The organism is Bdellovibrio sp. CKG001, from assembly GCF_055397465.1.
In genome coordinates this window covers 2,649,721-2,665,187 of sequence record NZ_AP029173.1, presented here as the reverse complement: position 1 = coordinate 2,665,187, position 15,467 = coordinate 2,649,721, and the positions used below count along the sequence as shown (strand labels likewise).

The following is a 15,467-nucleotide window of genomic DNA, read 5'->3' as shown; positions in this document are numbered from 1 at the left end:
CGCCCTGGGCTCTGTCTTGCTTATGATGAAAGCTAGGAGTAGGTTCAGGCCATCATCCCAAAGGAAGTCTTGTGGAAACTGATAATAAATACAATCGCCCGGTCTATATTCCTTACTCCGGAACGGTGTTGTTAGAGATGTCACTTTTAAATAAAGGAACGGCTTTCTCTGATGAAGAGCGCAGTCATCTGAATTTGCATGGCTTGGTTCCACAAACGATTGAAACCATAGAAGAGCAGGCCGAGCGTGTTTATTCTCAGTACCGTCTGCTCAAGGCTGATATCGACAAGCACATCTATCTGCGCAACCTTCAGGACACCAATGAAACCCTGTTTTATCATCTGGTCGTGAATCACCTCAACGAGATGATGCCCATCATCTACACGCCAGTGGTGGGTGAGGCCTGTGAGCATTTTTCTGAAATCTACCGTGCGTCCCGTGGGCTATTTATTTCCTATCCAAACAAAGACCGCATTGATGAAATGCTCAGAAACGTGACCAAACAAAAGGTCAAAGTGATTGTTGTCACCGATGGCGAGCGCATTTTGGGTCTGGGGGATCAGGGGATTGGCGGCATGGGTATCCCGATCGGGAAACTCTCCTTGTACACGGCTTGTGGTGGTATCAGCCCGGCCTACACCTTGCCTTTGGTGCTCGATGTAGGCACGAACAATCAGCAGTTGCTGAATGATCCGTTGTACATGGGGTGGCGCCATCCCCGGATCACAGGACAAGAGTACGAGGATTTTGTGGATGCCTTTGTGCAGGCGGTGAAGCGTCGTTGGCCGAACGTGCTTTTGCAGTTTGAGGATTTTGCCCAGAAAAATGCGTCGCCGCTTCTGCGCAAGTACCGTGATGAAATCTGCTGTTTCAATGATGATATCCAGGGAACCGCTGCGGTGACGTTGGGAAGTCTGATTGCAGCCAGTCGTGCGGCGGGTGGTAAGCTGCGGGATCAACGTGTGGTCTTCCTCGGTGCGGGGTCTGCGGGCTGTGGCATTGCGGAACAAATTGTCTTGCAGATGAAGCAGGAAGGACTCAGTGATAGCGAAGCCCGCGCGCGAATTTACATGGTGGACCGCTACGGTCTTTTGACCGACAAAATGCCAAACCTTTTGGATTTCCAGTCGGCCCTGGTACAGAAACATCAGGATATTGCCCATTGGGAAACGCAAGGGGATGAGATTTCTTTGCTCGAAACTGTGCGCAATGCACGTCCCACAGTTTTGATCGGGGTTTCGGCTCAGCCTGGGCTGTTTACTGAGGAAATCATTCGCACGATGCATCAGCACTGTCCGCATCCGATCATTATGCCGCTTTCAAATCCGACCTCTCGTGTGGAGGCGGTTCCAGCTGACATCCTCAGATGGACTGACGGGGCGGCCTTGGTGGCCACGGGCAGTCCTTTTGTGCCGGTTCAGCATGGTGACAAAGTGTACCCCATTGCTCAATGTAACAACTCCTATATCTTCCCGGGAATTGGCCTGGGGGTTTTAGCTTCGGGGGCTCGCCGTGTGACGGATTCCATGCTGATGGCTGCCAGTGCGGCCTTGGCGGATTGCTCTCCACTGGCGCAGAACGGGGTGGGTGCCTTGTTGCCGGACTTAGGTGATATCGAGAAAGTGTCCCGCTTGATCGCCTTCAGAGTTGGTAAAGCGGCCCAAGCCGATGATGTGGCATTAAAAACGACGGATGAAGAGCTTCTGAGTGCGATTGAGAAGAACTACTGGTATCCGATCTATCGCACTTACAGGCATGCGTCTTCCTAAGTGACGAAGGTGGACTCAGGCTTCGTCGGGACCATATCTTGACTGTTGCTTGTGGGCCACCGGATAATTAGATGCATGACAAAACTTGGCGCCCTTTTGCATGTTCTGATTAGTGCCTGTCTGCTGTTTTTCTCGCATGATGCCAGTGCTACGGACATCACCTCGCAAGTTCTTTGGGGAGAAGCGCCCTCTTCGATGACGGACCCTCTGCAGGTCAATTACGTTCAATCCGGACAGAGTGAAATCAATCGTGGTTATACTCCGCTGAACCAGTGGATGCAGATAAATCTGCGCAATGATGAAAGTCAGGCCGTGGAAAAGCTTCTGCTTTTTGATTCTCCGTTGGTCGGGAAACTGCGATTGTACAAAGAAGGACAGTTGCACGAATCTCCGCTTCTGTCCGGTCCTGGGTATTCCTTGCCCCAGCGACAATATCCCTTTCGTTTGGGCGCCTATCTGCTAAAGCTTGAGCCTGAACAGGAAGTTCGACTTTATGTGCAGCGGGACGCTCACCATGCCCTGAATACCCGTGTTTTTCTAAAAGATCCCCAGGAAGCAGCCCGCGACGAAGTGCAGGCCAAGATGATTTTCTATTTCTATCTGGGCGGTATTTTTGCCTTGGTGGTTTATAACCTTTTGATGGGTTTGGTGACCCACCAGAAGGATCATCTAAGTTATTCACTTTTTGCCGCCAGCTTCGGAGCCACCGCACTGGTTTTGCACGGGGTGGTGGATACCTATATCTGGCCCGAGGCGCCCTTTATTTTTTCCAATTATCTGATGTTCTTCTCGTCATTAACCTTGTTTGCCGCCAGTCTTTTTGTGGGGCGTTTTTTGAACATCAAAAAAGACTTTGCTGTGGGGTACTGGGGTGTTCGCCTGTTCCAGGCCCTGTCAGCAGTGACAATGGTGGCAAGTTTTTTTGCCCCTCAACAGCGAGGTTTGTTCTTCTTCGGGTACTGGATTGATCTGTCCATTGCGACGGGGATTGTGTTTTTTGTCTACTGCGGCTTTTATTCACTGTATCGCCAGGGCAACCGTTTGGCGCGATTCTTTTTGTTCAGTTGGCTGGTGGTTTTGCTGGGGACCTCGGTGTGGCTGGCCTCTTTTCACGGATTGGTGCGCAATAACACCTGGACACAGTATTCATTGTTATTCGCAAACCTGGGGGAAATGCTGATCCTGTCTTTGGGTTTGGCCTATAAGATCAAAGTTTTAAATGAAGAAAAGATGCGGGCTCAGCAGGCGGCCGAAGACAAAGAACGCTATCATCGTCTGGTGCGGGTGCTATCCCATGATGTCGCCAATACCGTCTCAGGATTGATGTATCATTCAGAAATGTTGCAGGAATACTGCGCTGGTGAGGCGGAACAGCAGCATTTAAGTCGTATCACCAACTCCATCGAAAAACTGAACGGCATTCTGCGTTCTGTCCGTCAGGAAGAGATTTTTCAGACGAATCGAGCTCATTTGAATCTACAAACTGTGGAGCTGAGTCCTGCCTGCTGGGAGGCTTTGAATCATTACTCCTGGCAGATGGAGGAAAAGAAACTCTCAGTTCATGTCGATGTTCCGACGGGTGCTTATGTGCGAGCAGATCGGGCGGCGTTGATCAATCAGGTTCTTTCTAATCTGCTTTCCAACTGCATCAAGTTCAGCGAATCAGGGGGCTGTATTTCGCTGACAATGTCCGAAAGGCAAGGAGCCCTGGTGTTAACGGTGCAGGATGAAGGTGTCGGCATCCACGAAGAAGAATTAAACCACCTCTTCAAAGGGACACACCTTTTTTCGCGCTCGGGCACGGCTGATGAGCAGGGTTCCGGTATGGGAACCGCTTTGGTGATGGAATACATGAAACTTTTTGGCGGGGCTATCGAAGTGCAGTCCACCCATCGTAGCAAGAATCCTCAATCCGGCACCAGGGTTCATCTGATCTTCCCAAAGCCCGTTTGACCGGGGACCGTGTCCTGGGGCAGAATGCCCCTATGAAAATCAGCCGGCTGCTGGAGCAGCATCAAAAATTCGCAAGTCACGGATTGCCGGAAAGTTTCGGTGATGGCTACCTGATTCAACACAATCGCTTTTATCGATCCATTCGCAAGGCTGCAGAAAAATTTGGTTTTTCCTTCAGCAAAGAACGCAATGAATTCTACGAAGTGTTTCCGCTTTTGCAACTGGAAAGCCTTCTGCAGACCAAGGTGCTTCCCTATGTTGATAATGTTGGGGTTTTTGCCCAGCTTGCAAAAACACAGTTGGAATCCCTGACCTGGGAGGATCTGGAAGGCAACCTGAAAAAGAACTATGTTTTTCATGAAGCCAGTCATGCTGTGATCCGTACTTTGACGACCCGTCATTGGGGAGTCGGGCCGAGACCGGGAACTTCCCTGGATTCTCAGCGTGACTACGTGATGCGAATGCTAATTGAGGAATCCTGCGCCAACACCTGCGAGCTGTTAGGCGTCGCCGAGGCCTCTGATGCCGTTCATCGCATGCTGTATGAAATGAACTCTTATGTTTGCGAATTTGAAAGCCGCACCCATCTTAAAAGAGCCTTGGAGGAAATAGGGGTGATGGAGGTCAGCAGCTTTATGATGCTGGCTTATTTGCAGTCCAACTTCCTGCGGGAAAGCATTACTGATAAGGATTTGCTGCTGATGCTGGAACTCTCCGGCCTCGAGGGACTTGATGCCAAGCACGTGAAGACCCTGCGAGCCCTGGCCCGGGTGGCATTCAATTTAAGCGAGCGCTTCCGCTATCAGACCACAAGTTTTCATCTGCGACTGGCAGGAGTGCAGACTTCTTTGCAGGATCTGGTTGATTATCCGTTCCTGGAATCACTAAAGCGAAAACCTCATTTCCAAAGCGTAGTAAAAGACTGGGTCATTTTGCTTTAAGGACTTCTTGCTCTAAATTCAGCAGCCGCTGTTTGATTTTTAATCCGCCTGAATAACCGCCAAGCCCGCCATCGGTATTAATCACGCGATGGCAGGGAATAACAAGGCAAAGTGGATTCTTCCCGTTGGCTGTTCCGACGGCACGACTGGCCCGGGGGCTTCCCAGTGCCGTGGCCAGTTGTTTGTACGACCGAGTTTTGCCAAAGGGGATTCGTCGCAGCTCTTTCCAGACTTTCTTTTGAAACTCCGTGCCCTCGGGGGCTAGTGGAAGGTCAAATTCTTTTCGGGTTCCGGCAAGATATTCTTCAAGTTGATTTTGAGTCTGAATCAACACCATAGCCGCCGCACTGTTGGGGTCTTTCAGCAGGGGAACCGCGGATTTTTCCCAGAAGACACTGTGCAGGCCTTCAGAGGAGGCCACCAGATACAGGTCTCCCAGCAGAGTTTTAATTTTAAGTTGGGCTTTTTCCATGGCCTGATCCTTTCTTTCGGGAAGAACGTTTTGTCAGCTTGTGGGTGTAGTTTCTCCAGAACAAGGCTGCAAGATAGCCTTTCCAGGGACTGAACTGTTCCAGTTTTATTTTTCGATGTTTTTCCAGGGCGCGTGCCAGAATCAGATCTGTCGCAGGAAACGTGTCCGTGTGGCGCAGAACTTTTAAAGCCATATACTGTGCGGTCCACGGACCTATGCCACGAATCTTTTGGATGCTTTCCAAAAAATGATCCACGTCCTGAGTCGGTTGCAAAGAGATCTTCTTTTCAACCAGAGCTTTGGAAAAATCCAGCAAAGTCTGTTTGCGGGCCCCGGTGGTTTTCAGGGAACGCAGATCACAGGACAGAATATCTTCTGCTGTGGGGAAGAGTTTGATACGGGTGTTGTTCAGCACCAGGCCTGAATCCTTTCCGGCAAGATCAATCAGATCAGCGACCAAGGCGCGGCCCCTTTCGATACTGACCAGCTGTCCAAGGATGGCTGAAATCGCCACTTCGAAGGGGTCCCATCCCGAAGGCAGGCGAATGCCGGGATAGGATTTCAGCATTTTTTTGATGTCAGTGTCGGCTTCCAGACAGTTGGCAACAATCACGGGGTCTGAGTCCAGATCAAACTGATTGCGCACACGTGATATGATCGTGTGAATCACCGAAGTGTCAGGGGAATTGATTTCTACAAGCAAAGCAGATTTTTCCGGCTGATTGGAGATTGTGACCGTTCCCACCTTTCCGCCGATGGAAATCACCCGCAGCATTTTGTTGTCCGTGAACCACTCCAGTGAACCCATCCGGTGATTTTGATAAGAGTTCATCAGGCCATCGAAATCAAATGGCGGCCGGTAAGGCAGACTGATTCGCAGGGCTCCTGGGGGGGCACTTTTTTGCCGTCGAACCTCGCGCGGGGCCTTTTTGAAACGATCCTTGAAGGCATCATTGAAGCGGCGGATGGAATCAAAGCCTGCGGCAAAAGCGACCTCCGTGATGGGAAGCGAGGTTTCCACGATCAGTTGTCTTGCCAGATTCAGGCGGTTTTCAAAGGACAATTGTTTGGGGGTTTTGCCAATTTCTTCAATAAAAAGACGGCGCAGGTGTCTGGCACTGACTCCGAACAAAGCGGCGAAGGCATCTTCATTGAATTCGATGCTTTCCTGGGAATTTAGAACTTTAACGGCTCTTTGTACGACTGCGGACTTTCCCACCCATGCGGGGGATTGGGGGGCGCTTTCCGGTCGACAGCGCAAGCAGGGACGATAGCCGGCTTTTTCCGCTTCCAGATGGGACTGGAAGAATTCCACATTTTCTTTTTTTGGTTTGGCTGGACAAATAGGGCGACAATAGATCCCGGTGGTTTTGACGCCGACAAAGAACTTGCCGTCAAAACGTGGATCCCGGGCTTTCATGGCTTCATAGTAGATGTCGCTCTTCTTCATGGGGGCAGTATATCTCTGTTTTTGCAAAAAAGTGGCTATTTTCGGACATGATCGTTTTTTGATGAGAAGACATCGGCCGCCCTGGACCCTGATCTGTGACAGAGCAAAACTCTGTCAAGTTACTCACTTACCAGTCGGGAGCAGATTGATATAGTAAGGGCATCAACAAATTCGACAGCAGGAGGTCTTCATGAATCCATCAAATCGGATGATTTTTTTGGGAACAGTTATGCTTCTTCTGGGTATTGCGGCGGTGATCTTTGCCTCCGTTTCGACCTTGGCCTCGGTGGTATTCCTGGGTGCTGTTTTGGGTGTTGCCGGCGTTTTTGAAATCACCTATGGGGTTCAAGGGCGCAAAGATGGAGAACTGTGGCCTCACCTGGGATTGGGTATTCTGTCGCTGGCGTGTTCGTTCCTGATAGTGCGTAACCCGATTGAAAACACGTTGGGGCTGACTTTGCTTGTCAGTTTTCTTCTGCTTGCCTCGGGCCTGACAAAGTTGATTGGTTCGTTAAGTGAACGCACGCCGGGGTGGGGCTGGATGGCCGTCAGTGGAGCCACGTCATTCCTGCTGGGCAGTATAGTGCTTCTGACTTTTCCAGCATCGGCTTTCTGGACAATAGGAACTTTTGTGGGAGTGGATCTGATCCTGGTGGGACTGAGCTTTATCGGCATGGGTGTTTCAGTGAAAAAGATAAAACAAGAGCTTCGTTCTGCCGGACATAGCTGGCGAAAAAGCACCTACCGGGCCCCGCATGAGAGAGACAGAGATCAGGACTCTGAGTTGCATCCTTAACTTCGAATGTTCGATTTTTATATTCGATCAAACCTGCGTCTTATCGTTGCAGGGTCAGTTTTATTCTAGACAAAATCTTCGTGAAAAATAATGTTGCTACAAATTTTTTTACGGAGGTTTTTGAAAATGAAAGTTCTGAATGTGGTTCTTGGATTGTGGCTGACTGCCAACGTGGCGCAGGCGGAAATCTGCGGAAAAACTGATGACCGAGTTCCTTCCTTTGATCCCAAAGTCGGGAGGCTGGTCAAAGAAGGTGCAACGTCTGGGTGTGGAGCGACACTGGTGGGTCTAAACTGTGTCATCACGATTGGTGAGTGCGCTCAGAATCGTGATTTGGTGGAGTTTAATGTTCCAGCTTCGGTTGCCGGGATTTCTCAGATGTCATCTTCTGAAGATGTTTATTACGTGGACAAAAGTGCGACCGTGTTTAAGCGTGGTGGGATTGGTAGTCAATGGGCTGTTTTGCGTTTGCTTCCAAACAAAGTGACGCAAAAGAATGCGGGTGACGTTCAGGGCTTCTATCGCCTGGCTGAAAAAAAATCTCAGAACGGGGACCCGATTCGGGTCGTTCAATACGCTTACGCTTTGAATGACATCTACGATATCCGTCAGGGGAATATACCTGCCAGTCAATATCCAGAAACCATGCACTTTGCACAGCAGGTGTCCCGCGGGAAACTGGTTAAGGCCGGTCTCTTCCTGATTGCTGAAATCATTGAACACGATGCTGACACCTCTTATGGCAGCTGGGGGGCGCCGGTGATCAATGAAAAAACCAATGAAGTTGTCGGAATCAACACCCATGGTGGTTGCAGAGCCGATTATATGGTCAAAGTCGGTGCTCGCTACACCAACTCGGGAACCTCTGTGACAGGCTCTAGTGAATTTAAACGCGCGATTGCCGCGTGCTTGGCCGGAAAATAGCCTCAGCCAGTTGAGGAAGACTTCAAACTGAAGGTGGAGTTCTCTGTGAGGCGGACATGAGTTTGATGCGTGCAAGCGCAATGGGTCCGTCTCACTTATGATGTGTCAAAGGTCTAAAGACTTGTCTTGAATGGTCGTCAAAAGCTCTGTGTTGGATCTGAGCGGTCTTTTTAATATAAAGTTCAATTAACGGTTTTAGCTATATCTATCTAGTCTTCGATGTGTTCTACTGCATGTACATAGTCGTTCACACAGTTCATTAGATGCCCTTTTGTCTTCTGCGAATGGCCCCAAGCTTTTTAAGGAGGCACAAAATGGGAAAAAAATTATACGTAGGCAATTTATCTTTTTCGGTTAGCTCTGATCGTTTGACAGAGATGTTTTCTGAAGTTGGAACAGTTGATTCTGTGAATATCATCACAGATCGCGATACTGGTCGCAGCAAAGGCTTTGCTTTTGTTGAGATGTCCTCAGACAGCGAAGCCCAATCTGTTATTGAAAAACTTAACGGGATGGACTGTGAAGGTCGCGCGATGAATATCTCTGAAGCCAAACCTCAAGAGCCACGTTCCGGTGGCGGTGGTGGCGGCGGCTTCCGTCGTAACAACAACAGCTGGGGTTCCAGCAACCGTCGTTCTTACTAGTTTTCCAGACAGCGTCTAATTCAAGGCCGGTGTCATGCCGGCCTTGTCATTTTCAGGGAGGACCATGGCTAAAGATGATTTGGTTATGATTGATGGGAAAGTATCGGATCTTTCCGGTGGTGGAGTGTACTTCATAACGCTCGAAAATGGTGTCGACATCAGAGCGCGCCTGTGCGGGAAAATGAAAAAATTTAAGATCAAGGTTGTCGTCGGCGACCGCGTCACCGTCGGGGTGTCCCCGTACGATCCAACGCACGGTCTTATCACTCATCGTTTCAAAGCTTAAATTTTCATTCAGAACAAATACTGCAAAGAAAGACCTGAAGGAATATAATACTGAAGGTCTCTCCGAGCATCGTCGGGGTTTCAACGTACCCACACCTTTCACAATTTTAAAATGCGTTCTTTGCAAGTTTTGACGTGTGTTTTTTGATATCAGCGGGCCAGTCAGCGATTCTCTTTTCAAAACTTTTTTCATCGCCGGCATAAAGGGCTCGTAGAGCCTCTTCATAGTCAGGCAGGTCTCCGGCCATTGCCTGCATGAATTTGTAAGTGGATTCCTGAGCTTGTCGGATGAGATCCTTAGAGGCGTTTTTCTTTCTTGCTTCTTCAATGAGTTTACGCAAAGTCACTGATGCGCCGCCGGGCTGTAGGGCCAACCACTCCCAGTGATGAGGCAGTAACGTGACTTCTTTGGAAACCACGCCCAATTTCGGACGTCCCGGTCCCGCCTTTTTTTCCTGCGGCTCCAGCATTTTTTCCAGGCGTCGGGCAACAGCTTCCGCCGTGCCACGCAGATCCAGCTCGATCTGGGCGCTGGTGACGTCGTCAAAGATCAGAATCTGTGCCTTGTGATCATTCAGGAAGCTTTTCACTTTTAAGGCCACTTCCTGAATATCCCCTGTGGCGATGATTTTATGGTTGGCAAAGGCCGTGCAGGGCCGGTTGGGTTGTGGTGTCACGGGGACTCCCTTGTTGCGGATTTGAGTTTTTCAACGGCTCGATTGATAAAGAACATCATTGCAAGAATCAGCAGTCCCAGAACCACCATGATGTAGCCGATCACTTCAAAGTGCCGGATCATGCCGGAGCTTTCCTGTACCACGATGGCGCCGGCAATAATGGCTCCCAAACCGCCTGCCAGTTGCTGCAGCGATGAGCTGACGGACATAAAAGATCCCCGATTGGCCGGAGAAGGAATGGCCGACATCAACGTCTGCGACGGGATCATGCGAGAAAAAATACCCACGAACATGGCAACATTCACGATGATCACCAACCATAGCGGAGTGGTTCCCAGGTGAGTGTAAATCATCACCATGACAGAGCTTACGATCGTACCAAAGAAGAAGACCTTCATGCCCCCGTAGGTGTCACTGACTTTTCCAATCAAGGGCCCAATCAAGATGGAAGCCAGGCCTGTGATCATGTAAATCATCGGGAGCTTTTCCATACCGATCCCTAGGTTGTTGACGGTGAAAGCGCTGGCAAAAGGCATGATCATAAAGCCTCCGATGGACAGCAGGGCCGTTGCCAAAAAGGGCAGGGCATATTGTCGGTCCGTCAGGGTGTGCCACAGATGCAGATAAGCCTTCTTATCCACCTGCAAAGTCAAATGACCGGTGATGGGTTGTAGATATCGCCAGATAAAAACACCTGCGATCCCGCTGATAGCAACGATCATCAGGAAGGGGGCATGCCAACCCCAAAGATTGGAAAGATAAAGTCCGATCGGCAGGCCAAGGACTTGGCTTGCGGCAAATGCCGTTTGCATAAAACCCATGATTCGTCCACGTTGCTCCAGCGGAAAGATATCAGTCATGATGGCAAATGAAATAGAGCCGATGACGCCGCCAAAGATACCTGTGACAATTCGGGCTGTCAGCAGCAGCGTGTAGTTCGGGGCCAGGGCGCAGAACAAGGTGCCCAGAGTGAATCCGACATAGAAAAACAAAAGTAACTTCTTGCGATCAAAGCGATCGGCAAAACCTGCGGTGAACATGCTGGAGGCCGCGGCACTTATGGCGTAAGCCGACACCACCGTTCCGAACTGCGCTGCCGTGATCTTAAGGGCTGGCATCAATAAGGCCCCCAAGGGGGACAAGATCATGAAGTCCAAAATAATTGTGAATTGCAGAAATGCGAGCAGGGCGATGACAAATTTCTGATAACCTGTGAACTTCATAAAAGGACCTTCCTTCAAGGAAGGATATTACCCGGGTAAAATAAAAAGTCAATATCACCCGGGTAATATTATTGAGGGGCAGGTCTTTTTTTTCTGAAATAGAATAGAAGAACGACCCCCAGGCACATAATCAATGATCCTGAATACTTCCAGATTCGTCCCGGATCATGATTCACTGACAAGATCGAGGCCCGCGCCTGGCCGGTGGGGGAATCCTCAAAGCTGGCCTGGTACAGATAAAAGGATTTATATTTTAAAGGCTCATTCATGGAAATCAGGGCTTTTTCATTTTCGCCATAGTGAACTTCGCTTTGATAGGCCATGGCTCGCATGGTGCCGGGATAATCGGATTTTTTAAAGTTGGCCAAAGAGATATCAAACCCCAAGGGTACGCGCTTATTTGTGTATGCGACCAAGTACACCCATTCGTCTGTAAAGACTTTCACATAGTCATTCAGGATCAGATAACTTTCCTGTCCGTTATGCCGGACTCGAACCGCAGGGCGGGTGTTGGGAGTCGGGCGCTCTAGCGCTTTGACTTCGTATTTTTGCTGAGCTTTGGGGAAATAGCGAAGTGCCTTCAGTTCCAGCCCCATCCAGCCAGTCGCAAGGGTTTGTCCTTCTTGCAGCTGCCCTTTCTTAAAAGGATTGGAGCTTTCCCTGTTGTACAGCGCATAGTGCAGGGTTGTATCCTGCTTTTGGAAAAGTCGAATTTCATTGATTTCAGGTGTTCGCTCCCAAAGGCCGCCCATGGTGATCAGGACAGGGCCCACTTGTTTTTCGGCCCGTTCAAAAAGATTGCGTTGGATCAGCCAGTCCACTTCGCTGACATTGGCATTGGAAAGTTGATAGCGGATGGCGGCACCACTTTGTAAGTTTGGTGATTCCTCGACTTTGATTTGCGCTTGCCCATAATCGATGGATTCCAACAGCTCAAAGCTGAGTCCCTTTGCTTTAATAAGATATGGATGCTGGGGTGTGATGGGTTTTTTCAGAAAATTAACATCTTCGCGGAAGACCTGCTCATAGCTGTCCCCATTGCGCGAACGATAGACTATCAACTCGGTGTCTTGCAGGGTGACTTCCCTGACGGGTTCTCCCGACCGGGGCAGGCGAATGGTGCCATCAATTCCAAAGAACTGAGTCAGTACAGATCCATAGAGAATAATGATGATACCGACGTGAGCAAAAATAAAAGCCGCGTGGTGGGGCTTCCAGGGCCAGCGATCCACCATGACCGCAACCAGGCTGAGTGTCAGCAACCCCAGAGTAAGATACATCCAGACTGAGTTGTACACCAGATTCTTGGCGGTCCAGGCGTCGTAACGGGCCTCCACAAGGGTGCCCACGGATATCAGGACCGCCAGCATGGCAATGATGACCACTGCCAGTTGAAGTGAAGCGAAGAACTTAAGGACAGATCGAAACACCAGAACCTAATTTCCAGCCACTTTGCTTCTGCGAAGTTCAGCCACAAGCTTTTGTCCCTCGCGTACTTTCTCGATGGAAAGTCCCAGGATGCGTGCGGATTCCTGAGGTGCGTGGAAGCCTGAAGAGTTTTCGGCTTCAACGAAATCAAACAGGAATTGGGCTTCCTTCTGCAGGGCGCGGGCTTTGGCCAGTGTGGCGTTCGGAGTTTTCTTCAGATCCACATCTTTGAACTCCTTCAGGTCGTTGATAAAGTCCACCAGTGCATCAAAGGCCACATTGCGCAGTTGAATGTGACGATCTTGAATGGTTTCCACCCGGGACTTCAGCTCGTTTTCGGGAACGTTGTGGCAAGTCTGGCAGGCTTTGTTGATGTTCAACAGTGGGCTTTGCACATGATGGTCCGTGATTTTCATGGCGCCGACACGTTTATAAGGCATATGGCAATCCACGCAGGCAACACCCGCACGCGCATGAGTGCCCTGATTGAACATTTCAAACTCAGGATGCTGGGCTTTGAGAACTTCCGCACCGGTCATGGCATGGACCCAGTCCTTATGACCATCTTCTTTGTAGTATTCCATGATTTGGTCAGCCTTTAAGCCTTTGGCCCACGGATACACCAGGCGCTTGTCCGGACCTTTAAAGTAGTACTCAACGTGACACTGGCCGCAGACGAATGTGCGCATCTCCTGACGAGAGGCCATTTTGTTCACGTCATATTCCTTGATGCCTTCTTTGGCTTTGACGGCCTTGATGCCTTCCATGAAAGCCGGGCGGGTCACACGCAAAGCCATCGTGGAAGGGTCATGACAATCGATGCAGGATACGGGGTGTTTGACGGAATGAACGATGTCTTTGTAGGGGATCTTGTTCATTTCCTCAAAACCCTTGGTGATGTCGCCCTGACCCAGTTTTTTATAAAGCGTGTACAGGGATGCGTGACAGTTCAGGCAAGTGCCGGGTTGTTTCGTCACGTTTTGACGTTCTGTGAACATCTGATCGATCAGCATATAGGCGTGACCACGTTCCTCGCGGAAGTCTGTTGCAAACGCGTATCCCGCCCACATGATTTTCAGGCGAGGATCCTCGTCCAGCTTTTGCGTGGAAACCTTGTCCCGGGGATCTTTATCTGTCGGGATGTGTGGGAAGGCCTCAGAGCCACCATATTTGGTGTGAGTCATGTCTGCGGTTTTCATGTAAGAGTCATACTGATGAGGGAAGTTTTTGCCCCAGACAGCCGGATCGTCAATTTCGTCGTTGATTTCAACCACACGGTAGAAAGGATTCTTCCCTTCGGATTTTCTTTCAAAGATATTTACCAGGAGTGCGGTGACAAGGACGGTGGCAATAGCAGCGCCACCAACGGCCAGAAACATCCATTTATTTTTGTTCATAGTCGAACTCCTTATCTTGCGTGGCCGACGCCGCGATGGCAGTGCAGGCAGTTGGCATCTTCATTATGATTTGTATTGGATCGATCCATGGCTTGCACCATGGGTTGATGGCAGGACAGGCAGGAGTTTTTCACCACCTGCAGGCTGTGTTCCTTAATCAGAATAGGCTCATGAAAGTTCTGCAGCGTGAAGGCCGACGAATGCGCCCAGCCGTTCAAGGCTTTGACGGCGTATTTACCGATGATGTTGTGAGGCAAATGACAGTCGTTGCATTTGGCAACATGATGATGGGCGGACTTTTGCCACGAATTCAGATTGTCCTGCATGATATGGCAGTTCACACAGGCCTTGGGGTCATCCGACATGTAGGAATAACCCTTGGCGTAGATAAATGAATAACAACCCAGGCCAATCACGATACCAAAGAGGATAAGTACAAGGATGTTAACTGTGTTTGACCTGTTCATGTGCGTAAATTTACAAAAGTTTACGCATGAGTACTAGTGAAAATAAGTGGAATGGGTGGAATGTGTCATGAATCCACCCCGGGAAGGCTGTTGGTGTTGGAAGGCACGGCCCCGTTATCCGAAGCGAGTGATGTAATTGCAGCGCTGGCACAGCTCCTCGGTCAGCTTGTTGCTTTTAAAACCGGCCAAAATTCTTTGCGATCGTTCACTGTTTAAGATGGACTCAATCGGCTGATCTTGCACTCGGCCCAGGGGGATTTTTCCTTCCTTGTCCAGACAGCATGGCACCACGGTCCCGTCGGCCAACACTCCAAAATGGCTGGTCAGCCCGTAGCAGGTGCCCCGTTGTCCCAAAACCGGCAGATCAAGGGATGGCCAGGTGAATTCGGTATCAAAGTGCAAATGCAGGCGGTTCTTGATGCGCACACTTTTTTGTCGCCGAATATCGATATTCTCATTGAAAGTGAAGTCAAAAAACTGGCAAACCCGATCCAACATGGACCGATTTTGCAGGCCGACGCCCAGGGGCTCATCCAGATTCCAAAGGCGGTAGTTGATGTAAAGGTCGGGTCTTTCAACAAAAGCCCTTTCCGTGAACCTGAAGATTTTTTTCAGATAAACGCTTGGGTCTTTGTCGCCGTAGTTGTCATGAAAGCTGTGCAGAGAAAAATTGATCTGGCGAATGATCTTATCAAGAAGGATGTCTTCTTTAAGCTCTGTTAACAAAACCCCGTTGGTCACAAAGAAAATGGGAACTTGGTTTTCTTTGCAGATATCGATGAATTCCGGCAGCCGCGGGTGGACCAGGGGGTCACCCATCAGGTGCAATGTCACCTGATCCGTCATCGGGGCCACTTGTTCGATCACCGAACGAAAGACCTCAGGGGCCATCATTTTCTTCTCGCGTTCCACCGGAGGACAGAAACTGCACTGGAGGTTGCAGATGTTGCTGATTTCAATGTTCACTTTGTTGAAACGATTTTTTTGCCTAATGATGGACCTCGTCAGCCCCTAGATAACACTGGAAGTTGCGGATAAGCA

General features: G+C 49.8%; 15 protein-coding genes. 7 read left to right on the top strand and 8 right to left on the bottom strand.

Features of this window, described 5'->3' with window-relative positions; translation table 11 throughout:
• Positions 1-71: 71 nt before the first annotated feature.
• The 3 genes from ACZ50P_RS12620 to ACZ50P_RS12610 all read left to right on the top strand — a co-directional run bounded on the left by ACZ50P_RS12620 (position 72) and on the right by ACZ50P_RS12610 (position 4,663).
• Complete coding sequence (locus ACZ50P_RS12620; protein WP_464131561.1) at positions 72-1,769, top strand: NAD-dependent malic enzyme; 1,698 nt, start codon at positions 72-74, stop codon at positions 1,767-1,769.
• Between the two features lie 75 nt (positions 1,770-1,844).
• Positions 1,845-3,722, top strand: coding sequence for a sensor histidine kinase (locus ACZ50P_RS12615; protein ID WP_464131559.1), 1,878 nt, complete (start codon positions 1,845-1,847; stop codon positions 3,720-3,722).
• A 32-nt stretch (positions 3,723-3,754) separates the two neighbouring features.
• Positions 3,755-4,663, top strand: coding sequence for a hypothetical protein (locus ACZ50P_RS12610; RefSeq protein WP_464131557.1), 909 nt, complete (start codon positions 3,755-3,757; stop codon positions 4,661-4,663).
• Here the strand turns inward: ACZ50P_RS12610 and ACZ50P_RS12605 are convergent.
• Together ACZ50P_RS12605 and ACZ50P_RS12600 are read right to left on the bottom strand one after the other, a co-directional pair.
• Positions 4,650-5,135 (bottom strand): methylated-DNA--[protein]-cysteine S-methyltransferase, encoded by a 486-nt coding sequence (locus ACZ50P_RS12605; protein ID WP_464131555.1) that lies wholly within the window; start codon positions 5,133-5,135, stop codon positions 4,650-4,652. The two genes, ACZ50P_RS12610 and ACZ50P_RS12605, sit on opposite strands and share 14 nt — an antisense overlap.
• Complete coding sequence (locus ACZ50P_RS12600; protein WP_464131553.1) at positions 5,116-6,585, bottom strand: Ada metal-binding domain-containing protein; 1,470 nt, start codon at positions 6,583-6,585, stop codon at positions 5,116-5,118. Before ACZ50P_RS12600 ends, ACZ50P_RS12605 begins: the two co-directional genes overlap by 20 nt.
• Before the next feature lie 190 nt (positions 6,586-6,775).
• Here ACZ50P_RS12600 and ACZ50P_RS12595 point away from each other — a divergent pair, with 190 nt between their 5' ends.
• The 4 genes from ACZ50P_RS12595 to infA all read left to right on the top strand — a co-directional run bounded on the left by ACZ50P_RS12595 (position 6,776) and on the right by infA (position 9,235).
• Positions 6,776-7,381, top strand: coding sequence for an HdeD family acid-resistance protein (locus ACZ50P_RS12595; protein WP_464131551.1), 606 nt, complete (start codon positions 6,776-6,778; stop codon positions 7,379-7,381).
• A 126-nt stretch (positions 7,382-7,507) separates the two neighbouring features.
• The gene (locus tag ACZ50P_RS12590; RefSeq protein ID WP_464131549.1) at positions 7,508-8,305 is read left to right on the top strand and encodes a trypsin-like serine protease; all 798 of its coding nucleotides are present in this window, start codon (positions 7,508-7,510) and stop codon (positions 8,303-8,305) included.
• A 314-nt stretch (positions 8,306-8,619) separates the two neighbouring features.
• A complete protein-coding gene (locus ACZ50P_RS12585; protein ID WP_464120374.1) occupies positions 8,620-8,949 on the top strand; it encodes an RNA recognition motif domain-containing protein in 330 nt (109 codons plus the stop codon).
• A 64-nt stretch (positions 8,950-9,013) separates the two neighbouring features.
• Positions 9,014-9,235 (top strand): translation initiation factor IF-1, encoded by a 222-nt coding sequence (gene infA / locus ACZ50P_RS12580; protein WP_262555574.1) that lies wholly within the window; start codon positions 9,014-9,016, stop codon positions 9,233-9,235.
• Between the two features lie 106 nt (positions 9,236-9,341).
• Here infA and ACZ50P_RS12575 read toward each other — a convergent pair whose 3' ends face one another.
• The 6 genes from ACZ50P_RS12575 to ACZ50P_RS12550 form a co-directional block, all read right to left on the bottom strand.
• Positions 9,342-9,911 (bottom strand): DUF2239 family protein, encoded by a 570-nt coding sequence (locus tag ACZ50P_RS12575; RefSeq protein ID WP_464131547.1) that lies wholly within the window; start codon positions 9,909-9,911, stop codon positions 9,342-9,344.
• Positions 9,908-11,134 carry an MFS transporter gene (locus ACZ50P_RS12570; protein WP_464131545.1) on the bottom strand — a complete coding sequence of 409 codons (1,227 nt, stop codon included), beginning with the start codon at positions 11,132-11,134 and terminating at the stop codon, positions 9,908-9,910. The genes ACZ50P_RS12575 and ACZ50P_RS12570 overlap by 4 nt, the downstream gene beginning before the upstream one ends.
• 68 nt (positions 11,135-11,202) lie before the next feature.
• On the bottom strand, positions 11,203-12,564 hold the full coding sequence (locus ACZ50P_RS12565) for a cytochrome c biogenesis ResB family protein (RefSeq protein ID WP_464131543.1): 1,362 nt from the start codon (positions 12,562-12,564) through the stop codon (positions 11,203-11,205).
• 6 nt (positions 12,565-12,570) lie between these two features.
• Entirely contained in the window at positions 12,571-13,959 is a 1,389-nt protein-coding gene (locus ACZ50P_RS12560) for an ammonia-forming cytochrome c nitrite reductase subunit c552 (protein ID WP_464120381.1), read from the bottom strand.
• An 11-nt stretch (positions 13,960-13,970) separates the two neighbouring features.
• Positions 13,971-14,426, bottom strand: a complete 456-nt coding sequence (nrfH, locus tag ACZ50P_RS12555; protein WP_464120383.1) for a cytochrome c nitrite reductase small subunit — start codon at positions 14,424-14,426, stop codon at positions 13,971-13,973.
• A 114-nt stretch (positions 14,427-14,540) separates the two neighbouring features.
• Positions 14,541-15,392, bottom strand: a complete 852-nt coding sequence (locus ACZ50P_RS12550) for a radical SAM/SPASM domain-containing protein (RefSeq protein WP_464120384.1) — start codon at positions 15,390-15,392, stop codon at positions 14,541-14,543.
• Between the last annotated feature and the right edge of the window lie 75 nt (positions 15,393-15,467).

Coding starts and splice junctions, on each gene's coding strand:
- ACZ50P_RS12615 (WP_464131559.1), top strand. CDS start 1,845: ATGACAAAACTTGGCGCCCTTTTGCATGTTCTGATTAGTGCCTGTCTG.
- ACZ50P_RS12610 (WP_464131557.1), top strand. CDS start 3,755: ATGAAAATCAGCCGGCTGCTGGAGCAGCATCAAAAATTCGCAAGTCAC.
- ACZ50P_RS12605 (WP_464131555.1), bottom strand. CDS start 5,135: ATGGAAAAAGCCCAACTTAAAATTAAAACTCTGCTGGGAGACCTGTAT.
- ACZ50P_RS12600 (WP_464131553.1), bottom strand. CDS start 6,585: ATGAAGAAGAGCGACATCTACTATGAAGCCATGAAAGCCCGGGATCCA.
- ACZ50P_RS12595 (WP_464131551.1), top strand. CDS start 6,776: ATGAATCCATCAAATCGGATGATTTTTTTGGGAACAGTTATGCTTCTT.
- ACZ50P_RS12590 (WP_464131549.1), top strand. CDS start 7,508: ATGAAAGTTCTGAATGTGGTTCTTGGATTGTGGCTGACTGCCAACGTG.
- ACZ50P_RS12585 (WP_464120374.1), top strand. CDS start 8,620: ATGGGAAAAAAATTATACGTAGGCAATTTATCTTTTTCGGTTAGCTCT.
- infA (WP_262555574.1), top strand. CDS start 9,014: ATGGCTAAAGATGATTTGGTTATGATTGATGGGAAAGTATCGGATCTT.
- ACZ50P_RS12570 (WP_464131545.1), bottom strand. CDS start 11,134: ATGAAGTTCACAGGTTATCAGAAATTTGTCATCGCCCTGCTCGCATTT.
- ACZ50P_RS12560 (WP_464120381.1), bottom strand. CDS start 13,959: ATGAACAAAAATAAATGGATGTTTCTGGCCGTTGGTGGCGCTGCTATT.
- nrfH (WP_464120383.1), bottom strand. CDS start 14,426: ATGAACAGGTCAAACACAGTTAACATCCTTGTACTTATCCTCTTTGGT.